The 23456-nt window shown below is 48.9% G+C and carries 20 protein-coding genes; 8 read left to right on the top strand and 12 right to left on the bottom strand.

All coding sequences use genetic code 11. The annotated features are described in order from the left end of the window. Positions 1 to 325: 325 nt before the first annotated feature. The 3 genes from fucP to HGH91_RS20040 all read right to left on the bottom strand — a co-directional run bounded on the left by fucP (position 326) and on the right by HGH91_RS20040 (position 3370). Complete coding sequence (gene fucP, locus HGH91_RS20050) at positions 326 to 1582, bottom strand: L-fucose:H+ symporter permease (protein ID WP_211092362.1); 1257 nt, start codon at positions 1580 to 1582, stop codon at positions 326 to 328. Positions 1583 to 1787: 205 nt separating this feature from the next. Further along, positions 1788 to 2741 (bottom strand): bifunctional helix-turn-helix transcriptional regulator/GNAT family N-acetyltransferase, encoded by a 954-nt coding sequence (locus HGH91_RS20045; RefSeq protein ID WP_168740563.1) that lies wholly within the window; start codon positions 2739 to 2741, stop codon positions 1788 to 1790. 65 nt (positions 2742 to 2806) lie between these two features. Continuing rightward, positions 2807 to 3370 (bottom strand): dihydrofolate reductase family protein, encoded by a 564-nt coding sequence (locus HGH91_RS20040; protein WP_168740562.1) that lies wholly within the window; start codon positions 3368 to 3370, stop codon positions 2807 to 2809. A 194-nt stretch (positions 3371 to 3564) separates the two neighbouring features. On the opposite strand from HGH91_RS20040, the gene HGH91_RS31115 reads away from it, so the two are divergent. Both HGH91_RS31115 and HGH91_RS20025 read left to right on the top strand, forming a co-directional pair. Then, positions 3565 to 6042 (top strand): DUF3748 domain-containing protein, encoded by a 2478-nt coding sequence (locus tag HGH91_RS31115; protein WP_211092361.1) that lies wholly within the window; start codon positions 3565 to 3567, stop codon positions 6040 to 6042. Positions 6043 to 6133: 91 nt separating this feature from the next. Beyond that, on the top strand, positions 6134 to 7072 hold the full coding sequence (locus tag HGH91_RS20025; protein ID WP_168740561.1) for a DMT family transporter: 939 nt from the start codon (positions 6134 to 6136) through the stop codon (positions 7070 to 7072). Between the two features lie 14 nt (positions 7073 to 7086). Here the strand turns inward: HGH91_RS20025 and HGH91_RS20020 are convergent, their stop codons facing one another. Continuing rightward, positions 7087 to 8013, bottom strand: coding sequence for an AraC family transcriptional regulator (locus HGH91_RS20020; protein ID WP_168740560.1), 927 nt, complete (start codon positions 8011 to 8013; stop codon positions 7087 to 7089). Positions 8014 to 8535: 522 nt separating this feature from the next. Here HGH91_RS20020 and HGH91_RS20015 point away from each other — a divergent pair. After that, entirely contained in the window at positions 8536 to 9765 is a 1230-nt protein-coding gene (locus tag HGH91_RS20015) for a thioredoxin family protein (RefSeq protein WP_168740559.1), read from the top strand. A gap of 61 nt (positions 9766 to 9826) precedes the next feature. Here HGH91_RS20015 and HGH91_RS20010 read toward each other — a convergent pair whose 3' ends face one another. The 5 genes from HGH91_RS20010 to HGH91_RS19990 all read right to left on the bottom strand — a co-directional run bounded on the left by HGH91_RS20010 (position 9827) and on the right by HGH91_RS19990 (position 13975). Further along, on the bottom strand, positions 9827 to 10426 hold the full coding sequence (locus tag HGH91_RS20010) for a DNA alkylation repair protein (RefSeq protein WP_168740558.1): 600 nt from the start codon (positions 10424 to 10426) through the stop codon (positions 9827 to 9829). An 81-nt stretch (positions 10427 to 10507) separates the two neighbouring features. Beyond that, the gene (locus tag HGH91_RS20005; protein ID WP_168740557.1) at positions 10508 to 10882 is read right to left on the bottom strand and encodes a VOC family protein; all 375 of its coding nucleotides are present in this window, start codon (positions 10880 to 10882) and stop codon (positions 10508 to 10510) included. Positions 10883 to 10959: 77 nt separating this feature from the next. Then, positions 10960 to 11766 carry a helix-turn-helix transcriptional regulator gene (locus HGH91_RS20000; protein WP_168740556.1) on the bottom strand — a complete coding sequence of 269 codons (807 nt, stop codon included), beginning with the start codon at positions 11764 to 11766 and terminating at the stop codon, positions 10960 to 10962. A gap of 21 nt (positions 11767 to 11787) precedes the next feature. Then, positions 11788 to 12297, bottom strand: coding sequence for a DUF1772 domain-containing protein (locus HGH91_RS19995; RefSeq protein ID WP_168740555.1), 510 nt, complete (start codon positions 12295 to 12297; stop codon positions 11788 to 11790). Positions 12298 to 12373: 76 nt separating this feature from the next. After that, on the bottom strand, positions 12374 to 13975 hold the full coding sequence (locus tag HGH91_RS19990; protein ID WP_168740554.1) for a beta-N-acetylhexosaminidase: 1602 nt from the start codon (positions 13973 to 13975) through the stop codon (positions 12374 to 12376). A 184-nt stretch (positions 13976 to 14159) separates the two neighbouring features. Between HGH91_RS19990 and HGH91_RS19985 the strand changes: the two genes are divergently transcribed. From HGH91_RS19985 to HGH91_RS19965, 5 genes are read left to right on the top strand one after another with little or no spacing between them, the layout of a single operon-like run. Next, positions 14160 to 14795: an START domain-containing protein gene (locus HGH91_RS19985; RefSeq protein WP_168740553.1), complete on the top strand. Its 636-nt coding sequence runs from the start codon at positions 14160 to 14162 to the stop codon at positions 14793 to 14795. Beyond that, positions 14782 to 15585: an SDR family NAD(P)-dependent oxidoreductase gene (locus tag HGH91_RS19980; RefSeq protein ID WP_168740552.1), complete on the top strand. Its 804-nt coding sequence runs from the start codon at positions 14782 to 14784 to the stop codon at positions 15583 to 15585. The genes HGH91_RS19985 and HGH91_RS19980 overlap by 14 nt, the downstream gene beginning before the upstream one ends. Before the next feature lies 1 nt (position 15586). After that, positions 15587 to 16567, top strand: a complete 981-nt coding sequence (locus HGH91_RS19975; RefSeq protein ID WP_168740551.1) for an NAD-dependent epimerase/dehydratase family protein — start codon at positions 15587 to 15589, stop codon at positions 16565 to 16567. Between the two features lie 18 nt (positions 16568 to 16585). Next, positions 16586 to 17662 carry a sensor histidine kinase gene (locus HGH91_RS19970; protein WP_168740550.1) on the top strand — a complete coding sequence of 359 codons (1077 nt, stop codon included), beginning with the start codon at positions 16586 to 16588 and terminating at the stop codon, positions 17660 to 17662. Then, positions 17659 to 18432, top strand: coding sequence for a LytR/AlgR family response regulator transcription factor (locus HGH91_RS19965; protein ID WP_168740549.1), 774 nt, complete (start codon positions 17659 to 17661; stop codon positions 18430 to 18432). The genes HGH91_RS19970 and HGH91_RS19965 overlap by 4 nt, the downstream gene beginning before the upstream one ends. A 53-nt stretch (positions 18433 to 18485) precedes the next feature. Here HGH91_RS19965 and HGH91_RS19960 read toward each other — a convergent pair whose 3' ends face one another. The 3 genes from HGH91_RS19960 to HGH91_RS19950 all read right to left on the bottom strand — a co-directional run bounded on the left by HGH91_RS19960 (position 18486) and on the right by HGH91_RS19950 (position 23443). Then, complete coding sequence (locus tag HGH91_RS19960; protein WP_168740548.1) at positions 18486 to 20264, bottom strand: SGNH/GDSL hydrolase family protein; 1779 nt, start codon at positions 20262 to 20264, stop codon at positions 18486 to 18488. A gap of 86 nt (positions 20265 to 20350) precedes the next feature. Then, a complete protein-coding gene (locus HGH91_RS19955) occupies positions 20351 to 22504 on the bottom strand; it encodes a formylglycine-generating enzyme family protein (protein WP_168740547.1) in 2154 nt (717 codons plus the stop codon). A 24-nt stretch (positions 22505 to 22528) separates the two neighbouring features. Beyond that, the gene (locus HGH91_RS19950; RefSeq protein WP_168740546.1) at positions 22529 to 23443 is read right to left on the bottom strand and encodes a TIM barrel protein; all 915 of its coding nucleotides are present in this window, start codon (positions 23441 to 23443) and stop codon (positions 22529 to 22531) included. Between the last annotated feature and the right edge of the window lie 13 nt (positions 23444 to 23456).

Below are 23456 nucleotides of genomic sequence, written 5' to 3'. Positions count from 1 at the left end.
AATGCATCTACAAAGTTAGGAACAATGAATGCGGCCTGTTTGTTCATCAATACACCCCCAGCTCCCATATCCCCGGTTCGCCCCGAAGTAATGTTGCCTCCGCGATAGGTTTTACACGCAAATCGGGCAGCATGCTGGAAGCAGTGGCGGTAGCGCCGATAGCCAGGTTGCGGGGCTGTTTTACTTTCCCCAGCGGACCTATCCCTACTTTACCACGGAAGGATCGGCCACCATATCCGGGATGAACGGGTTATGACTGGCCTGGCCCATAACATTACCGGCCCACCCCAGGAGCAGGCATATTACAAAGCGGTAGTTCATCTGCTTATCTTAGTTTATACAGTTTATAACCAAAAAGGAAGATCACCGCATAACAAACTACCGGCAGGTAGTACGCGGTAGCGATGTTGGTGTCGGCGATGCGGCCCATGAGGAAAGGAAAGATGGCCCCTCCAAACATCCCCATCACAATAAAGGAAGAAGCCTGTTGGGTTTTAGGTCCCAGGTCTTTTAATCCCAGGCTGAAAATAGTGGGATACATGATGCTGAAGAAGAAGTTGATCATCAGCAGGGCGATGTAGGAGGTCCAACCCCAGCCTTGCGCTACCAGTACGCACATCAGCATATTGCCCAGTGCGAAGGCTGCCAGCAATTTATTAGGAGCAATATAACGCATCAGGGCGGTGCCCACGAAGCGACCGGCCAGCATCATACCCATAAACGGCAGCATAAAGTAACCTGCTTTTTCATCGGAGAAATGCATCACCTCATGCCCGTAGTTGATGAAAAACGCCCAGGTGCCTGCCTGTGCAGCTACGTTAAAGAACTGGGCGACAACCGCCCATACGAAGTGTTTATGCTGGAATAATGTTTTGTGGTCATCCTTCACGGCTGATACTTCCCCGGCGCCATCGTGCGGGTCTGTAACCGGCGGTACTTTCACCAAAGCAAATGCAATGGCGATGGCAGTGATCACCACACCGATATAAATATATAACTGTTTAACTGACACCAATTCATTTCCGGCCTCGTGGGTGGCGCTCAGCAGGAAATGTGTGCCCAGTGTAGGGCCCACCATTGCACCAACGGCATTGAACGACTGCGCAAAGTTAATACGCTGGTCGCTGGTGCGTTGATCCCCCAGGGCGGCCATAAAGGGATGCGCCACCGTTTCCAGTGTAGCCATGCCACAAGCCAGTACAAACAGGGCAATGCGGAAAACAGCAAAAGAGCCGGCGTTGGCGGCAGGCACAAACAGGAAGGCACCCATGGCATATAAAGTAAGCCCTAAAAGCACCCCATTTTTGTATCCCATCTTCTTAATAAATAACCCCGCCGGGACACCCATCAACGCATAGGCGCCAAAGATGGAAAACTGTACCAGCCCGGATTGGGACTTGGATACATTTAATACGTTTTGAAAGTGTTTATTCAGCACATCTCCCATGGTGAGGGCAATACCCCAGCACATGAACAGAGAGGTAACGAATATCAGTGTAATCACATATTTTTTCTCGGTGAATTTTGCCGGGGAAATGGAAGTCGTCTTTTTCTCTTCCATCAGCGATTCGGGTGATAGCATCTTCTGAGTTTTTAATTTTTTTATATAACGTGGATCTGTCGTATTCAATGTTCCAATATACGGAGTAGAAAGCAAAAAGCATAAAGCGGAAAGCAAAAAGCTATTGAAGGGAATGACCAGAGCGGATATTATATCCGCTAACATCATTCGCGTCAATAGCTTTTTTGCTTTCCGCTTTATTCCTTTTTGCTCTTAACAGTAACGCCTATACGAGATCCAACGCCATCTGGATGTTGGCCCGTTCGTACGGAGAAGGCCGGTCCGCTACTTTTTTGAAACCCAGCTTCTCATATAGGCTGATGGCTGGTTTCAGGACGGTATTACTTCCCAGGAATACATTACGGGCGCCCAGGGAACGTGCTTTTTCAATAATGGCCTGGCCCAGCAACCAGCCTATGCTTTTGCCCTGGGCTTTGGGAGATACCGCCATTTTAGCCATTTCGTAATCGTAGTCCGGGTCATCCATTTTTATTAAGGCGCACACCCCTACCGGTTCATCATTGTACAGCGCCACAAAAATATGTCCTCCTTTTTTAAGGATATAGCCTTCCGGGTTGTCGAGCGACTGATAATCAGCTGCCTCCATTTTAAACCAGCGGGATATCCATTCTTCGTTCAATGCCTTGAAGGCGGTTTTATATGCCGGTTGATAATCTACTATCTTTACTTTATCGGCTTCTCTTTTCTTCCATAAGGCGGTTACCCGGCTGATCAGTGATTGCTGCTCCAGCAGGTATTCCCACTCCGCAATGGCCTTCCACAAATCGTTGGTAGCCTGCGCAGAAATGGCCTCGATAGCATTACCTACATCTATTAATTGCAGCTGCAGCGTTTCATTGATCTCCAACCCTTTTTTGGTAAGCTGCACCAGGTTCCTTCTGCCATCGGCCTTGTCTTTCTTTTCGGCTACCAGTCCCGCTTTCTTCATCTCCCCTATAATCTTGGACACAGAAGGATGGGAATGACCGATTTCTTTGGCAATTGCCGTGATGGTTTTAGCCTCCCCCTCCGTTAATACATAATATACCGGGAACCATTTGGGTTGCAGGTTGGAGCCATACAACTGGTGAATCCGGGCGGCATCTTCCATAATGGTTTCCGTCAACATACGGAGCCTGCTGCCTATGGCAGCTTTACCTGTTTTATTAAAGAAGTCCATACGAATCAAGTTACGTAATTAATTACGTAAATATAATTTATTCGTTTGGAACGGCAAAAATTTTCCTATGCCGGCAGATATTTGTTGAGTACTTTTCCATTTTTAAAGGGAGTGGAACTTTCTAATTTCAACACCTTCCTTTCATTAAAAATGCTAAGTCCGCTGCCAATAGCCACCGGGTTAATGATAATAAAATATTCATCCACCAGGTTATGATCGATCAGCGACCTCACGAAACCGGCGCCGCCATACACCAGGATATCCTTGCCCGGTTCTTTTTTTAGCGCCTGTATAGCCGTAGCCAGGTCCCCGTTTTCTACCTCCAGGTTTCTGCCGGTAATAGCTGTTTCGGTATGGCTAAAAGTAATCTTGCGCATCTTTACAATGAGTTGCGCCAAAAGCTGTGCGGGATGGTCAGGCTGATGGTCTACCATATGCTCCCAGTGATCGATGAATTCACGGGTCATTTTGCGCCCCAGCAAAATGGTATCACTGCTGTCGGCCAGCGCAATTATTTCCCTGAAACCAACTTCATCCGGCCCTGCCAGCCATACCCAGTCCTGCTCACCATTCGGTCCCGCTACAAAACCATCGATAGTCATTTGCATTTGTAATTTTAATTTCCGCATAGCAATCGTGTTTAAAAGTGATCTTGTTTTCTATTACAAATATCTGTAGATGGCTGATGACAGGGCGGGTATAATCACGACAATTAGGAGGCGATTTGTGCCAATATTGCCCGATGGGTGGTTGTAAGGTTCCCCTGATTTTCTTATTTTTCAAAGATGATCCACGTAGTCCCTACGCTTAACTGAATGAAAGCATGCTTTTACATAAAATATACCTGGGCCTGATGGTCAGTATCACCTTTTGTCAGGCTAATAGCCAGGCGCAGGTCCCCGGCACGGTTATCAATCACCGGCCTGCGGCCGACAGCCTGTACATTGGCTCTCCCAGCATCTGTATACTGCAGGACGGCACTTACATTGCTTCCCATGAATTTTTTGGCCCCGGTCTGAAAAATCAACCCAATACCGTGCATGTTTTTGCATCGCGCAACAAGGGTAAAAACTGGCAGCAAGTCGGGCAAATCCGGGGACAGACCTGGTCGCAGCTGTTTGCAGAAAAAAATACGCTATACCTGCTAGGCCCGGAAAAAGAAGGCGGCGATGTGGTGATCCGGCAATCGACCGACGGTGGCCATACCTGGAGCGATCCGCAAAATGATACCACCGGCCGGCTGCTGAAAGGGCGGCATCATTGCGCACCTACCCCCGTAGTCGTGGCCAATGGCCGTATCTGGAAAGGCATGGAAGATGTGAACGGCGGCGGTGGATGGGGTAAACACTTCCGGTCATTTATCATGTCGGCCCCACTTGGGTGCAACTACCTCGACGCCCGCAACTGGACTACCAGCAATATGCTGGGCTACAATGCCAGCTACCTGAACGGACAATTCGGCGGCTGGCTCGAAAGCAACGCAGTACCCGCCCCCGACGGACATATGGTGATGATGCTCAGAACCGACTATCGCGTTAACGGCAACGAAAAAGCAGCCATCATCGATATCAGCCACGATGGTAAAACAGCTTCCTTCTACCCGGAAACAGGCTTTATTGATTTCCCCGGAGGCTGTAAAAAATTTGCGGTAAGATATGATCCCAAAAGCAGGTTGTATTGGTCGCTCGCCAATTACGTTCCGGAGAAAGACAAAGGCGGGAATCCGGAAAGAACAAGGAATACCCAGGCACTGCTCTATTCATCGGACCTGTACCATTGGCAGATAAAAGGAATTGTACTGCATCACGACGATGTAGTAAAACATGGTTTCCAGTACATGGATTTTCAGTTTGATGGAAATGACATCATAGCGGTATCGCGAACAGCTTACGACGACGCTAACGGCGGCGCCGATAACCAGCATAACGCCAATTACCTGACCTTTCACCGGATCCATGATTTCAGGCACTTCAAAACCAGTAAAGCCTACGAGCCGCTCCTGCCGGAACAACAGGCGACCACCGTACAACTTACCTATACTGCCGAAGGCCACACTCTCAATAGCACACAATGCGTTTCCCCCGATGACAACTGGATAGTATATGACACCCGCAACTACGATACACTGGTCGCAGCCACGGGATGCATCGCTATGGTAAATGTCCATACAAAAGAAATAAGAACATTATACCGTACTTCCCACCAAACGGATTTCGGGCCGGGAGTGGGCGCCGCCACTTTCTCCCCGGTGAAAAACAGGGTACTGTTTCTCCACGGGATCCGTCATGCAGATAAAGATCATCCGTATAGTGTAAGTCGTCGCACAGGTGTGGCCGTAGATATTGATACGCCCTTCCGCCCCCTGTTTATGGATGCCCGGAATATCACGCCGCCATTCACCCGCGGCGCCCTACGCGGCGGCACACATGCGCATACCTGGAGCGGCGACGGGCAGTGGATCAGCTTTACGTATAATGACTACGTGATAGCAGCATTAGGTAAATCCGATCCCACGGTAAAAGACCTGCGCACTGTGGGCGTAATGTTTCCAGGGCCGGTAACTGTTCCTGCAAACGATACGACGGAGAATAACAGCGGCGCCATGTTTGCCGTTATTGTCACCGCCGTTACACCGGCGCCCCAACCCGGGAGCGATGAAATAGACAAAGCATTTGATGAAAGCTGGATAGGCGCCAACGGCTACACACGCCCGGATGGCAGCCGCCAGCGAAGAGCCATTGCCTTTCAGGGCAATGTGAGAGATAAAGATAACAAGACGAAGACCGAAGTATTTGTAACAGATCTGCCCGATGATTTGACCACTGCCGTTGCCGGGCAGCCATTAGAAGGCACGGCAGATAAGCCACCAGGCATACCTGCAGGCGCGCGGCAACGACGGATCACCTTCACTGCAAACGGCATACAGGGACCGCGGCACTGGCTGCGCACTACGCCCGACGGCCACCTCATCGCGTTCCTCGCTAAAGATACTGCCGGCTTTATCAATATATTTGCCGTATCCCCCAATGGTAGCGCCGTTCAGCAACTCACCTTCCACCGGTTTAATATCCAGGGCGGCTTTAATTTTAGTCCCGATGGCAGCCGCCTCGCCTATATTGCCAACAACACCGTTTATATCACTCAACCCGCCACCCAGCGGAGCTGGCCGCTGACAAAGAACAACAGCGAAGATCCACTAACCGGCGCCGTTACCTGGTTGCACAACGGGAAATCGGTGGTATACAACCGCTATGTAAAAAACTATCTCCAGATATTTATGTCGGCCGTTCCTGATAAATAACCCAGGAGCACATCACTCACCAGGAGATAATTTCCCATAATATCTGCAAATTTGCATACCCGTTGATCCCTTATCTCACCGGAAATCATATATGAAACAAAAGACTAAATGGCGGGGTATTATCCTGGCGCTTACGGCAGCAATATTGTGGGGAATATCCGGCACCTGTGGGCAATTCCTCTTTATGTACCGCAACATCAATACGGAGTGGCTGGTTACCGTAAGGTTGCTGGTAGCCGGTATCCTGTTGTTGCTGATAGCCATGCGTCAGCATCCATTGGAAGTGTTTGCGATCTGGAAGGATAAAAAATCGGCCACGCAGTTGTTAGTATTCAGCATTCTGGGTATGCTGGCCGTACAATACACTTTTTTTGCAGCCATTAAACATTCCAACGCCGCTACTGCTACTGTATTACAATACTCCGGCCCTGTGATGATTGCAGTGTACATGGCCTGGCATTCACGTAAATGGCCCACACTCCTGGAATACCTGGCAATTGTGCTGGCCGTAGCCGGTACCTTCCTGATGGTTACCCATGGGAAAACCGACAGCTTATCCATTTCCGGTCAGGCATTGGCATGGGGACTGGGATCGGCGGTAAGCATGGCTTTCTACAGCATTTATCCCGCCGGGTTGCTTATCCGCTATCAAACACCTGTCATTATTGGCTGGGCAATGATCATCGGGGGCACACTGCTGGGATTCACCCACGCTCCCTGGAGCATTTCCGGCGAGTGGGATATTTATACACTGGCGTTCACCACATTCATTATTTTGCTGGGCTGCCTGGTGGCATTTTACGCTTACCTCACGGCCATTAAACTAATCGGCCCACAGACTACCAGCCTGCTGGCATCTGCAGAACCGCTTTCAGCGGCGCTGTTCTCCCTGCTGTGGTTGAAAGTGCCGTTTACTGTTATGGACTGGCTGGGTAGTATCTGTATTATCTCCACTATATTTTTGCTGGCCAGGAAAAAACAACCGGCAAAGGTTGATCTCAAAAAAGACAACAAGGTGTACTCCGTCTGAAAAAATACTCTACACTATTTAGCACAAACCAGTTGATACGTACCCGGCGTAACGCCTTCCGAGCTCCTGAACAACCGAATGAAGTAGTTGGTATCATTGAAGCCGCATAACAATCCTACTTCGCTCACCGTTTTGTTCCGGTCGGTCAGCAGTTGCTTGGCCAGCTTGAGCCGCTCGCGGTTGATGTATTGCAGTGGCGTAATGCCGAATTGTTCCCTGAACCATTTGAAAAATACATTCCGGCTCAGGCAAGCCTTGTGGCACAACACATCTACAGAAATATTTTCCGTCAGGTGTTCGTGTATATAATGCAGTATATAATGCAAACGGCTGCCGTTACTGTTGGTGTTACTTTCCTGCGCAATCATGCCCAAATGATCCTGCTGGATAATACGGATCAGCAATTCTTTTACACCGAGATCCGCATATATATCCCTGGCACGGTCAGCACTGGAGCATACCCGCATTAATTTATCTATCAGGGCAGTGATATCCTGGTCGTTGCTGAAATGATGCTGGTTAAATTGCAGGTGCCAGTCTTTGGTTTCTGTCCGTTCGCTGTTGTGGTACTCATTCAGGTAATCCAGTGTTTTACGGATATAACCTGCATCCACGGCCAGCGCCATACATTGGGTAGGATTGTTCATGGTGGCTTCAGGGAAGTCGATCACCATCGTTTCGTTGGCCGGTACAACCACTGTTTCGCCAGGGCGATAGTCAAAGGCCGGCTGATCAAAAAGATGCATGACCTTCTTGCCCTGCACCATGGTTGTGATCACGAAATTGTTGAAGGTAAGGGGGACCCGCCATGCTTGTTCATAACTTTCATAGATGTTTAGTTCACAGTTCTTTAAATTGAATACGCGCCTGTTTTCCACCAGTTGCTGCAAATGTTTGTGGGAAGTCAGCGCTACTGGTTGTACATAATGTTTTCCGGCCATGGTCACAGTTTTAACCCATAACAATTTAATACAATTTAATTATCCCGCGAAACACAAGCACAAAAAAAGGCGGCTCCCTGTTATACCGGGAGCCGCCTCAAAGTGGATGTCAGTATACTAATGGCCCATGCGTGTATACTTAACTTCCCATACAGCATAAGAGGTATACGCAATACCTTCAAATGGCGTCAGCACCAGGATATCTTTTTCAAAGTGATATTGACTGGCCGGGCTATCGCCGAAGCGAATCAGTTACACCGTTCTGCCATTATTTTGTGTGGTGCTTACATGGAAAATGCCGGTTGTATCCCGTAAAAAAAAAATTTCATACATGGATGCGTTTAGATATCAGAATGGTTGCCTGTAGGACGTGGGAAATAATAGAAAAGTTACACCGGCCGTTCACCACGAGTAGCTGCCTTCTATCAACTTATCATGTCAAATAAATTCCCATAGCTTCCCGATTATATCCCGAACTACATTAAATTAGCAGACAATCAAAACCACCAAAATCACATTAGCATGAAAAAACTATTTCTGTTAACCTTCCTGGCGCCCATGATGGCGTTTGCTCAGGAGCAGGGCATCCATTTTGAACATGGCAGCACCTGGGCGGAAGTAAAAGCCAAAGCCAAAGCGGAAAACAAGTACATCTTTATGGATTGCTTCACTACCTGGTGCGGTCCCTGTAAGATGATGTCTGCACAGATTTTTCCACAGGAAAAAGTCGGCAACTTTATGAATGATAAGTATGTCAGCGTAAAGGTGCAGATGGATCAAACCGCCAAAGACAACGAGGAAGTAAAACAATGGTATGCCGATGCCCAACAGATTGAAAAAGATTACAGCATTCGTGCTTATCCTACCTTCCTGGTATTTGCGCCAGATGGCCGCATCGTAGACCGCCAGGTAGGAGGCAGTGAAGCCGACCAGTTCATCAACCGTTTTACCGCCTCCCTGGACCCCGCCCAGCAATATTATACCCAGCTGGATAAATACACCCAGGGCCAGAAAGACACCGCTTTCCTCCGTAAGCTGGCTTACCTGGCGCAGGACAAATACGATATGGACAATGCCGGTAAAATTGCCAAAGAATACCTGGCGCAGCAGAAAGACCTCTACACGCCTGTTAACCTGGAGTTCCTGGGCAAATTCACCCAATCCAGCAAAGACCCGGGCTTTGATGTGTTCCTGCACCACGCCGATAAAGTAAATAAAGCGCTGGGCAAAGATGTAGCTGAAAACAAAGTGATGGAAATTGCTGCTAAAGAAGATGTATATCCCCAGCTGATGAAGAAAGACAAGAGCGCGCCGGACTGGGAAAGCGTGGAAAAAACCGTGAAAGCCAAATATCCATCTATTGCTGAAGAACTGATCCTGAAAACAAAAATCCAGTACTACAGCTATGTAAAAGATGCCAACAACGCGGTGGCTAACATTGTGGCCTATATGAAAAAATATGGCCACAAAGCAGATCCGCAGTCCCTGAATGAATTTGCATGGACTGTCTTCGAAAAATGTAACGATATGCAGTGCATAGAACAAGCCCTGGAATGGAGCAAACGTTCTTTCAAAGACAAGGAAATCCCTGCTTTCATGGACACCTACGCCAACCTGCTATACAAAGCCGGTAAAAAAAGTGAAGCCCTGGCCTGGGAAGAAAAAGCCATGAATAAGGCCGGTAGCGAAGAGAGAAAGAATTATGAAACTACCCTGGAGAAAATGAAGAAGGGAGAAAAATACTGGGAATAGTTACACCATTTCCCGCGAGCACCGGTTCATTGAATGTTGTTAACTTCAATGAACCGGTGTTTTATTTTACGATTAGCTTATACACAAATGCAATAACAGGATCGCCCAATTCCCAGGTATCAGTTTCCTGTTGCACCAGGGCCGCATTTTTCTTACTGATATCCCGTAACGCATTACCCACCGATTTTCGCAGGTATTCACTTTCCTTTGATTTTAATGGGCTGATCAGGCCAATGGCTACTTCGGGATGATCTTTAAAATACGGGCGCCTGGTCCAAACCCTTAGCCCTTCTACCACGGCCCTGTTTACATTGGCAGAGGAGCTTTGCAGCCAGCGTCGGATATCTGGCAACGATTTTTCATACCCTTTTGCCTGGCAATAATGATCAATTGCTTTGGCCAGCATCTCTTGTACCCGCCAGTTATCATCTGCCGCCACTTTCGTTTCCAGCAGCCGCAATGCCTCCCTGTTTTCAGGGGCCAGTAGTCCCAGCAGGTAGGTGCCCAGCATCCGCTCCTGGTAGCTTTCTCCCGACAATAAGGCAACAGCGAGGTTGAAATGGTTGGTTTGCTGGTTTTTCATGAGCTCATCCCCCGCTTCCATGATATGTTTAAAACCATGCTCTACCTTTTTCAACTGGGCGATTATCGAAGACAACATTTGTGGCTGAATTGATCTATGTTGAAGATACGGATAATTACAGCTCGTTAGGAAGTATTCAGTTAATGAACGGGAAAAGGTTTACTGCACAGACGTAATCCACCACGTATTGCCAAATGGATCTTCTACACCGCAGGTACGTCCATAGCTCTGGTCCGATAAAGGCAACACTTCCTTTGCTCCTGCCTCGATGGATTTCTGATAACTATCATCCGCGTTTTCTACGTAAATAAACAGACCGGCATTCTGGGTGCCCCAGTTGTCATTGGTTTGCCCAAACATAATCACACTGCCGCCAATGGATATTTCTCCATGCTTAAATACTTTGGTCTCCTCATCATACACCCGCATCTTTTCTACAGCGCCAAAGGCTTGCTGTGCAAATCCATAAAACTGTTCTGCATTTCTTATCACGAGATAAGGGATTACTTGCTGGTATCCTTCTGGTAATTTCATCTTGATAAAATTTTAAGGTGAGATAGTCACACAAAATTGCAATATCCGGCTAACTTAAAATTGGAAAAAACCGACGTTTATGCCTGATCTTCATCCCGCCAGGCGGTAGCCGGCGACCTGCCAGAGAAAAACTCCCGTGGATGCAGGCCGGAAAAGGTTTTAAAATCGTTGATAAAATGCGATTGATCATAATACCCACATTCCAGTGCAATACTACCCAGGCTACTCACCTCTCGCTTGTAAAAAGAAGCCGCTGCCTGGAAACGGACGATGCGGGAAAACAACCGCGGCGATAGACCCGCATACTGTTTAAATTGCCGCTCAAACTGCCGTTCTGATAAATAGTACTGCCCCGAAAGCTTTGCAATAGGCACCTGTGGCCGGTAACGGATGATATCACGGATAGCGGAAAAAACCGGTAGCTCAATAGTATACCTTGCCGCCAGCCGCTGCTCCGTAAAGTCGCAGATAATCCTGCAACGTTCCCTGGTACTTTTCGCCAGCATTATTTTCTCTTCCAGTATACTTCCTTCGTGTTTCAGCAGGTACCGCAATTCAGCCGTTTCATTGGTTAACTCCGTGGCAGACAAATCAAACAATAAAGGAATCGCATGCGGGTAAAAGTAGACACCAAATATGCCAAATCCTTCTTCGATAGTGTATTGACGCAGCACATGCGTTACGCCATGCAAACCGGAAGTAAATGACTTGGCTAAACGGCCGCTGGCAGTGATCTCATCGAACTGTCCGCGATAGTGAAACAACAACTCCACACACGCATCTGCCATATTGTGATGTGTATATCCCCCTGCTCCTTCCATGATCCAGAAAAAGCGGATGAGATGTGCCAGGTGCGGCGGTGGCAGAATGGTATCATAACGCATATCCTAAATTACAAAGAATGTTTATCTTTTAGCTGCCTGCACAGGAGCATCTTTGGTTAAACAAGCCATCACCGTCAATACCAGCGCTATAATACTGGCCCAGGTGCGTACGGTATGCCAGTTGTTCCAGGCGCCGGCAAACGCTCTCCGGGCAGCAGCTGCCTGCTCCGCAGTAGCCCCGTTCACTACGAAAGTGGCCAGCTTATCATTCAGCGGTATATTGCCCGCTACGGTAACGCCTAAAGAACCGATCCAGAATATGAGCGATGCCGCCAGCAGGTAGCCGGCCTTCCGCGAAAAAGCAGGACGCGCATACATCCAGGTCACTACCGGCAACAGTAAAGGTGCACCGAAAAAACTCAGGGAAAATGCAGGGTTAACAATGGCCACATTGATCCTGTTCATGGCCTCGATATAGGCGCCGTCTGGTAAACTCGCAAAAGCCGGGTTTATAGAAACAGAAAATGCGTAATACACGCCGGCAATAAGTCCTGTGGCAATAGTGGCAAGCGCCAGTAAAAAAGTCTTCATTATTGGAAGGGGGTGTTTTATATTCCCATGGCAATATTACCACCCTCCCCCTTCCTGAAATAGAACAAAACCGACACTAATCAAGATAGTGGTCGGCCGATTTGCCCGACTCCTTATGCCAGCCGGGGTTGAATATATCGAAATAGTATAAACCGGCCTGCTTATATAGTAATTGCTGGGCCTTTAAACGGTCGGCAAAGCCCTTAAAATCCTTCCGGGCAGCTGGCGTCCACGCGGTTTCCGCCAGGGCGGAAATACGGGGAAAAAGAAGGAAGTCCAGCCGGTTGTCATTATGCACGGTTTCGGTCCATATACAAGCCTGCACGCCCAGGATCTGCGATTCATGCCCGGGTACCGCCGGCAGCTTCGCCGCAGAAAAATTATAGACCGCTTCCAGGGGATTGAACTGCCCTTTGCCGGTTCTGCGCCCGATGTGATGACTGCTATCCTGCACAAAATCAAAATAAAACGGTAACCGTGGGCACAATACCACGGAATATCCTTTATTTAGCGCCATCGCCAGGGCTTCCGGTTTATCGTGACGCCACCAGCATACAATAGTACTATCGGCCGGCAAGGTGGCAGTAGCAATCTCGTCCCAGGCCATTACTTTGTTATGCAGTTGCAATACGGTATCGGCCATACGTTGTATGAAATAGTCTTCTACCGCTTTACGATCTTTCAGGCCATGCTCCTGTTTCAACCTGGCAATCCCCGTATCGCTATCCCAGCCTGCATTGCCGAAAGTAACCTCATCACCGCCCAGGTGTATCATACCGGCAGGAAAAAGTTGAGCCGTTTCCGTTAGTATATCCGACAGGTACCGGTAAGTACCTTCCCTGCCCGGGTTAAACGTAAACCGCGGATACCTGTCGGTGCCGCCGCCATCAAATGCGGGATAGGCCCTGTTGGCGGCCGCAGCATGACCAGGCATATCTATCTCCGGGATCACGGTAATGTTGCGCTGCCCGGCATAAGCCACGATCTCCCGGATATCTTCCTGGGTATAATAAGCCGCCGGCGCAGCGGAATCAACAATATTACCAATCCCGCCTATAGTAGTCAGTAAAGGATATTTCCTGATCTCCAGGCGCCAGCCGGGAACATCCGTCAGGTGCCAGTGAAAACGGTTCAATTTATAAAACGCCATCCAGTCGAGCAGCTGCAACACCTTTTTCTTCCCAAAGAAAAACCTCGATTCATCCAGCATAAGCCCCCGCCAGGCATATTGAGGCGCATCGGTAATTTGCCAGCCATCTATGGCCAGCACGCCGTTGTGCAAGACAGCTGCAGTGGTTAGCTGCAACAACGTAGCGATACCATTAAAGATGCCTTCCCGGTGAGCGGCAGTAATGGTGATCGCTTTCTTATTCACAGCAAGCGTATAGGCGTCTACGTTGGTATCCTTTCCATTTTGTTTTAAATAGATGGTGGTAGCTCCTGCCTTTTTGCTGACAGTTACCGGCAACTGGTACCGCCGTTGCAGCGCTGCTTCCAGGTACACCGCCAGGGGCTGCAGCGATGCATCGCCTGCACAGATAACGGTTTGTGCATCCAAGGGAAATACGCCAGACTCCTTTACGGCCTTTACAGGCAGTGGAATCACCGGGCAAACAGTTTGCCCCCTACTGACAGAAAATACCACCACACCGATCAGCGCTAACAGGAAATGCTTCATAAACGATTGATTTTACACACAAAAGGCCCTCCACGGGACGAATGGCGGCCAAAATAATAAAAACAACCAGATCCTGCAATAAAACAGCCCCTGTTTACAGGTCAGCCCTTTTATCCTACAACTCATCGGAAAATCGTTTGTTGCCCGGCTATGCCGTGGCACTTTTGCTATAAATCATGAAGGTATGGAGCGTTTGCAGCTATTTTGTATCGGCAGTTTAATGGTGATCAGGTCGCTATTTGCGGATACCAGCGACTTTAAGCTGGTAAAGCAAAACGACGCTATTGCACTGTATGAAAGGTGGATTCCCGGCGCCGATGGGGAAAATGTAAGGGAAATAAAAGCAGTATTCCGGGTAAAGACTGCTGTGCCCGCCGTAGTAGCGCTTTTCAAAAACCAGGCAAAAGGACGGCAATGGAATACCAATGCAAGCGACTATAAAATTGCATCCACCCCTGAAGCCGGGCAGTGGATTACCTATATCCGGTACGCCATTCCCTGGCCTATGGACGACCAGGACTGCTGCCTCCTCTATATGTACCAGCCCAGGGCCGGCAACCAGGCGGAAATACGCTTTGAAAGTACGACCGACCACCGCTTTCCACTCTCCAATAAAACTACGCGGATTACCGGCACCCGGGGGAAATGGATGATGGAGCCCGCCAGCGACGGGCAACTGAAAATTACCTACTTCGTTACCACCGATCGCAGTAAGAAAATTCCCCGCTGGGTATCTGATCCGATCATTCACGACAACCTATTTAAGACCATGACAAAGTTCAAAGGTCTGCTTGAAAATGACGTATATGCCAAACAATAACTACACCCTCATCACCGGCGCCAGCTCCGGTCTGGGGAAAGAATTTGCCATTCAATGCGCCCGCATGGGCAGGAATATCATCCTGGTGGCCTTACCAGGCAGCCACCTCCAATCGGTAGCCGACAACCTGATGCTGGAATATCGGGTGCAGGTAAAAGTGTTTGAATTTGACCTGACCGACAGTCAGCTGCTCAAAGAGAAGCTACAACGCATGACAGAACTATATGACATCGATTTTCTTATCAATAACGCCGGCGTAGGCGGCACCTCTCCCATTACCCATACCTCACGGGAACGGATAGACGATATTATTATGTTGAATGTAAGAAGTACGGTACTGCTTACCCATCAACTCCTGCCCCACCTGCTCCGGCACCCACAGAGCTATATCATGAACATTGCCAGCATGGCTGCTTTTACGCCCATTGCCTATAAAACGGTTTACCCGGCATCAAAAGCCTTCATTTCTTCTTTTTCACTCGGACTAAAAGAAGAAATGGCGAATACCGGCCTGTCTGTCAGCGTGGTATATCCCGGCCCTATCATGACCAACTCACATACCTCCCGCCGTATCATCAGCCAGGGGATCAAGGGGAAGATGGGGTTATTGTCTACCCCCGCTATTGCCCGCATTGCGCTGAAAATGACACTGGCAGGTAAACCGGTAATTATCCCGGGGATGATGAATAAAATTAACCATACCCTGATGCAATTACTGCCCCTGTCGCTTAAAATGAGAATTGTATCCAGGGAAGTAAAAAAGGAAATACCATACGCATTATCTGTATAAAATGAACAGGAAGAAAGTACTCATTACGGGCGCCAATGGCTTCCTTGGCGCTAACCTTACCCGGGAACTGTTCCGGCTGGGATATGATATCCGGGTGATCATTCGCCCCACGGCCGATATACAAGGCATTGCGGATATTCCCTGCGATGTTTTCTATGGCCACATCGATAACAGCGACCAGGTACACGAAGCCGTAAAAGGTTGCGATATCGTGATCCATGCCGCCTGTATCACCGGGCAGTGGGGCATTTCGTTCGAAGCGTATGAACGGGCTAATTTCACCGCCACCAAATATATCACGGCCGCCTCTATTGCCCACAAGGTAGAAAAATTCATTTATGTGAGCACGGCCAACACCATTGGCCCCGGCAAGAAAAATAATCCCGGCAATGAACTCAATGGGTTTACGCTGTTCCAGGCCAACTCTGGCTATATCAACAGTAAGTACCTTGCACAGCAATATGTGCTGGAACAGGTAACAAACAGGCAATTGCCCGCAGTGGTGGTCAATCCTACTTTCATGATAGGCCCACACGATGTAAAGCCCAGCTCCGGCCAGTTGCTGCTTTATGGGCTCAAACACCGGCTGCTGTTCTATCCGCCGGGAGGAAAGAATTTCGTACATATCAAAGATGTGTGTCGTGGTATCATCAATGCTATCTCCAGGGGAAAAACAGGCGATTGCTACCTGTTGGCCGGGCAAAACCTCAGCTACGGAGAGTTTTTCCGGCTACTGAAAAAAATTTCCGGCAAACGCCAGGTACTCATCCGTATCCCGGCCTTTGTACTGAAACTGGGTGGATTGATTGGCTCTATTCCCGGTATCTCCGGAAAATTAAACTATAGCACTGCTTATATGTTATGCCTGGATAACTATTATTCCGGCAAAAAGTCCGAGCGGGAGCTGCAATTAAGCTATACACCGGTTGAAACAGCCGTGAAAGGTGCATTTACCTGGTTTAAGGAAAATAACTATTTTTAGTAACAGACAAACGACCCGATGAATTTTCAAGAGAATGAAAAGCTATTTTCCAGCAAGCTGTTTCTGTACCTCTCCCGGATACTGATACTGTACACCTTCAGTACCATCTTCAAATCCTTTGACCACACCTTTGTAAAAGGGTTGCGGATACTGGATTTCAGGGGACAAATGTTCAGTCTCTTTTACGTGGTGTTCGGCCTCATTGTATGGGAAGGCGCAGCCCGCCTGGCCGGCTGGCTGGAAAAGAAAACGAGCCGTCATAACAACTCAGGTCGGCTGGTGATCCTCTGTGGTGGCCTATTACTATATGGAATGATCGTGGCATTCCTATTTGGCTTCGGGTATGCAGCTTCAGACATCCTGCTGTTTCACCGGTATGAAGCCTGGGAAAGCTTCCGTAATTTCAGTTACGACCTGAACTTCGGCACCTTTATGTTTTACCTGCTGATCCTGACTTTCAACGGTATTATTTTTTATTACTCCGGCTGGAAAGAATACCAGCTACAGGCAGAGCGGTTAAAGCGGGAAAATATACAAGCCCGCTACGATGCGCTGAGAAACCAGATAGATCCGCATTTTTTCTTTAACTCGTTAAGCGTGCTGACCAACCTGGTATATAAAAGCCCGGACCTGTCGGCCGATTATATCACGCAGCTGGCGAAAACTTACCGGTACATCCTCGATAAGAAATTTGAGAACCTCGTCACCATTCAAACGGAACTCGACTTTCTTGATGCCTATCTTTTTCTCATTCGTATCCGCCACCAGCAGAGCATACAGTTTAGCGTAGTGTTACCGGAAAAGGTGAAAACCAAAGGCATGATACCGCCGGTGACCCTGCAAATGCTGATCGAAAATGCCATTAAGCACAATCGCTTTTCGGCACAGGATCCTCTACTGGTAAAGATCAGCGAAGAAGACAACTGCCTGGTAGTATCCAATCATATACGCCCCCGCACCAACCCGGAAATATCTTCCGGCATAGGCCTGGAAAATATCCAGAAACGGTATGCCTTAGTTGGGAATAACAATGTAATTGTGTGTCAGCGGGATGATCAGTTTATTGTAAAATTACCCATTATCACTTCCTCATGAGAATAGTAATTTTTGAAGATGAAATGCACAATGCCGAACGGCTGATTCAATTGCTGCATAAATGTGATCCGGACATAGAAATTGTGGCGGTGATTGAATCGGTGGCAGAAGGCCTGAAATGGATGGAACAGCAACAGCGGGTAGACCTGATGATGATGGATATCCAGTTATCGGATGGCAACTGCTTTGAACTGTTTGATAAAACAAAAGTGCAAACGCCCATTATTTTCACGACAGCCTACGATGGTTTTGCTTTACAGGCATTTAAGGTAAACAGCATTGATTACCTGATGAAGCCTATTGAAGTGGAAGCACTGCGGAATGCCTTGAAAAAATATGAACAGTTCCGCCCTGCTAATAACTACACCCTGGATATCAGCCGCATTGCAGAAGAGTTCCTGCGCCGCGACAGTACCCGTTTTATTGGCAGGATCAATAACCAGTTGATTTATGTAAAAGCGAAGGACATTGCCTGGCTTCAGTTTAGCAAAGGCACCACCTGGGCTACAAGTAATGCCAACCAACGGGTACCGCTGGATTATTCGCTGGACCAGATAGAGAAGCTGCTGGACAGGAACCAGTTTTTCCGTATTAACCGGCAGTTCATCATTCACCTGGACGCCATCAAAAAAATTACCACCTATTACAATAGCCGATTAATTCTTCAATTAGCACCCGATGTTGATACTGATGTTATTATTAGCCGTGAAAGAGTTACTGAATTCAAAAACTGGCTCGAAGGGAAGGAAGGCCACCATACTACCGGATAAACGAGAGGATCACCGGTATAGGTGATCCTCTTGCTAAAAGTGGTTATTTTACGTTACATTTTCAGGTACTTGTCGATCAACGCTCCCAGCTTCCCGTAGCCTTCTTCATTAGGATGTAGCCCGTCAGAAAAAAGACTTTCATCTATTTTTCCACCTGGTTTCAGGAACAGTTTACCTGCATCCAGGAACTGTATGTCTTTACCGGAAGGGATATGGGCGTAAAGCTTATTGATACCTGCTACCCTGCTTTCCATATTTCTCCTGGGTAAAAGCCCCATGAGTATGATGTGCGTAGTAGGCAGCCTGGCATGGATCGCCTGCAACAGGTATTTGAGTCCTGCCGTGATTTCCGCATCGGTGTTGAGCTGCAGGTTGTTGGTACCAATCATGAGTACCAGGTATCTGGGGGCTATGCCATCCAGTTCGCCATGTTGTACCCGCCACAACACATTTTCTACGCGGTCCCAGCCAAAACCCATGTTTTCAGCTTGTTTGGGCGCAAAGTATTTATCCCACGACTGGGTACCTCTCCGGGTGCGGGCTACCGGCTCGCCACCCCAGAAATGCGTGATGGAATTGCCCATAAACACCACCTGTGGCTGATGTGTTTTATTGTATGCCATCACCTCCTGGTGGCGTACTTCCCAATCGTACGTGGCAAAGTCGCGCCGCTGGGTAACGGCCGTAGCGGTAACACCCTCCCCATTTTGCATGTGCAGGATCTCCCGGATCTTTTTTGTATAGGCGTTGGCGTAGTTCATCATGCCCAGGTCGTTGGGATGCGTGCCATCCACCATACAATCCAGGTCCTGCCCTATCTCAGCTTTGGACAACAGGCTAAGTCCCTTTACCCCGGCCTTTTGCAGCGAATCCACTACCTCCCGCAGGGTAGCATTCACCTGTTCATAGGCTGCCTTGCTGTCGGTGTTGGTTTCATCGGTCGTATACCCATCATGCTCGGTGAGCAGGATAGGAACGCCCGGCCGTTTGGTTTGCAGCATAGTCACCGCATTGGTGATCCGTTTTTTCAGTTCTGCACCTGCATAAGCGGCGCCGGTGAGATTGGGCAGGCAGTCCAGCACATAGAGGCGGGCATCCAGCTCACCTACCAGGTCCAGCACTTCTTTTTCCAGCCGGCCATTCCCGGAAAACGCCAGGTTAATGACCGGGCTTTCCAGCCGCCGGCTCAGGATATTGGTCCATGCCATACCCGGACGGGAGGCACAGGCGCCCTGCGCAATGGAAGTTCCGTAAACGACTACCGGCGCTTCTGTACGCACCGGCAATGGTGTAAACATACTTTCTGTTGGTACATCCACTGTCAGCCATTTCACAGTGTTGTACAACGGCAGGTACAGGGTATATTCCACATGCTTTACATGTTGATCGGCTTGTTTCAGGTGAGAAAACCGGTATACGATGGTGTCGCCAAAACTATACTTACCTCCACACCACATCCATTTGCCGTCTATGCTTTTTGCATACATATCTACGCCACTCACGCCGGTAGCAGGCATATGAGGCATTTGCTTGTCACCGCTTACCGCATACTTGACGATGATTTCGTCGGCATCTGAACGGAAGCGGAGACTCAAGCCGGCGCTGTTATTAGACAGGGTCCAAACGGGCGGGCGTACATCTTTCTGGGCCCTTTCCGGTAAGCGGTCGTAGTAATTTCTAAGCCCTGTTTTCCACCCTTGTCCTTCGAGTGCATACGCGGTATCGGTAGCAGGGGTCCAGGTTTTATAGGTACGTGAAGCAGTTTGTTGCGCCATGCTTCCCACTGTAGTGAGGAGAAGAATAGCCATCGTGGAAATTATTTTCATTTTCATATGACCAGGTAAATTGTAATTGCTTTTTTCAGCAGCGGATAAAATACAAAAAGCGGGACGATTCCTTCAAAAAAAAGGATGACTGCTTAATGGTCCATCACACAGCGGAATCCTAACGTGCCGGCACGATCCATGCCAGGCGATAGCAACAGGTATTTTCCATGCTGCGTCAGCTGCTGCGCCTGCGGAAAATACCAGTAAGACGTTTGCGGGTGGTAGTAGCTACCTCCTTTCAGTACGGCCGAACGGGTATGCGTGTCCGTGTATTCATCGGTCCACTGCCATACATGGCCGGTGAGTGCCATCACGCCAAAGGGGCTGGCGCCGGCGGGGTACGCATCTACAAAAGGTGGTGCATTCCGCTCCCGGCTGGTATCAGCCAGTGGCATGCGACTAGAGTCGGCAGTCATGCCCCAGGGATGCAACCGCTGATCGTTGCCCTGCGCGGCGTATTGCCATTCCCATTCATGCGGAAGTCTTTTCCCGGACCAGGCGGCATAAGCCCTGGCATCTTCTATGCTTACCCATGTCACGGGGCGCTGTTCCCATCCGGGAGGATAAGTGCCCTGCTGCCAGTCTTTCAGGAAATTATGATCATCCGCCGGATGATACCCGGTGGCATCCATAAATTGTTTAAACTGCTGGTTGGTAACCGGGTAGCGGTCTATATAAAAAGCGGGAATGGCCATGGTGTGCTGATGATCACGCTGCGGATGCGCCTCCCAGGGATATTGCACCCCGATGGCGTTGGGCAGTTCATTGCCTTCAATCATCACTCCATGCGATTCAAACAGGTATTCCTTTGCAGCAGGAATAAGGATCATGCCTTCCGGCGCTTGTGTGGGTTTCCTGGTGGTGGCAACCGGCGTAAGCCGCTGCATCAGGGGCTTGCTATCGGCGGATAGCCCAGACAAAGGTACACGGGCTTGTTGCCGGATCTTATCCAGGAAGGCGCTGAATCCTTTGCCGGCAACGGTGTCGGGAAGAATGGCTATTGCACCATAGCCATAGGCTTCCATATTGAAGCGCAGTATCACGTTGCCTTGTTCTTTTATGGGTTGCAGCTCAACCCCGTTCCAGACGTCGTAATACCGCCAGCCCCGTTTAGCCGCCAGCGTTATTTGCCGGCCATTACGCGCTACGGAATCCCTGTTGATGAAAGTATACAGGGTGGCTGTTTTTCCAGGGAATGCGGAGGCAAACACGCCCGGTTGCATCACCGGGATATGCGGCTCCCACTGTTCGCTGCTCCACACATCAGGAAACTGCCGGTATATCATCCTGATTCTGCGAATGACGGCGGCATAGCGCTCCGGCAGCTGGTTCCAGATGCCCCATATATTCTCCCAGGTATTATAGCCTACGCCATTGAAAAAGGCAGACTGTAAATCGTCTGTCTTATTTACCGACCAGCGGTCGGTTACATGTACCTGGTGCCGGGGTTCCAGCCATTTGTACAAGCTCACGCCAGGAACATACCCAAAGGCAGGGCTACCCCATTTTAACCAGTAGTAGCCCCAGCTCATCGTATTCCATGCTACCATCTTCAGGTCGCCGATATGTATTTCGGGTTGTAATGCCAGTGGATAACCCATACGGGTATACGCTTCTTTAAAATCGAGCGTTACGCCGTTCATGGTATCGCCATTCAATCCGTCAGCGCCCAGCTCCTTCATTTCTTCGGTGAGTGCAGCGGCCATGGGAATGGTTATTTTACGGGTGCCATGATCCCAGATCATAATGGGAAAGAATACCCGCACACCACGTTGATGAAAGTCGCGGATCATTTGTTTCACCGCTTCTTTTCCTCCGGGTAAATCCGCTACCAGGTCAAACTGGTTGCGGTTATCAATTCCTATATTGGGATAGGTGGGCCATATTAATACGGCATCCAGTCCGCCGTACCGTTTTTCCAGATCACCCAGAAAGCGATTTACGGTATATTTCCGGCTTGCCGGGTCATACAGGTAACGGTCATGCGCCATGATCTGTGCATACATAAAAGTAGTGCTGATCCAGCTGAATTCCTTTCTGCTATATTCGTTACCGTTATATTGCAGTCTGTCTTTTTCGTGTAGCCGCCACTGTTGTATAGAATCTAACCATTGGGCCCGTTGTGAGGGGGATCCGGGGCCGGCAATGAGTTCTGATTCTGCTCCCTGTAACCTGATCTGCTGCGCAGTGAGGGCTACGGGCAACAGTAAGGCGGCAACACCTAATACTTGTGTGATTTTTTTCATTGAATAGTTTAGGATTTAATTTGACTAATACCCCCATTTTTTCATTACCTGTAAATCTTCTTTTACAGCATCCAGCGGCGCCTGTCCCTGGTAGGATTCCTGCTCTATAATAAAGTAGCGGGTACCTCCTGATTTCTTTCCCAGGTCGATCACTTCCTTCACCGGGATCACACCTTTGCCCAGTACAGTGCTTTCATAGCTGCTGCCCATTTCGCCTTTGGCGCTCTTAATTTCATCCTTTACGTGCATGAGCTCAAAACGGCCGGGATATTTTTTGATGATATCCAGTGCGATGCCACCGGCATGGTACATGTTGCCGATATCCAGCTGCTGCGCCACCAACGTGGGGTCGGTACTGGTTAATATCAGGTCAAAGATTTTTTGTCCATTCAGCTGCTGGCTGAATTCAAAGTCGTGGTTATGGTACCCGAACTTCATCCCGGAGCGTTTGCACAGGGCGCCGCTTTTATTGAAAACATCCATGTAGGCTTTGAAGTCGTCGTAATTTTTACGCAGGCTTTCATCCAGCCAGGGGCTGATCACGAAATGCTGGCCTACCGTGGCGGCATCTTCTACCGTGTATTTCCACTCATCGGTAAAATCCTTTTTCGCCGTATCCCAGTGGTCTTTGCGCATCACTGTATGACCGCTGGGCATAGATAAGCCCAGGTCGCTGAGCCGTTTTTTAAATTCGGTAGCGCTATACCCGTAAAATTTCCGGTTGCTGTAGCCGGCATGTTCTACATATTTATATCCCATGGCGGCCAGCTGTTTGAGGGTGCCGGCGGGATCCTTCTTCATATCCTCGCGGATAGAATACAGCTGTATGCTCAGTACGGGCTTCGATGCAGCTGCCGCCAGCAGCGACTTAGGCAGCAGCGCGGTGCCGGCAATAGCCAGGCTCCCTTTCAGCAGAAAATTTCTTCTTGAAATTTGCATAATAACAGATATT

Origin of the sequence: Chitinophaga eiseniae, assembly GCF_012641265.1 — a bacterium.
Lineage (GTDB): Bacteria > Bacteroidota > Bacteroidia > Chitinophagales > Chitinophagaceae > Chitinophaga > Chitinophaga eiseniae_A.
Note: the sequence above shows the minus strand (reverse complement) of the source record. Positions and strands in the feature narration are given on the sequence as shown.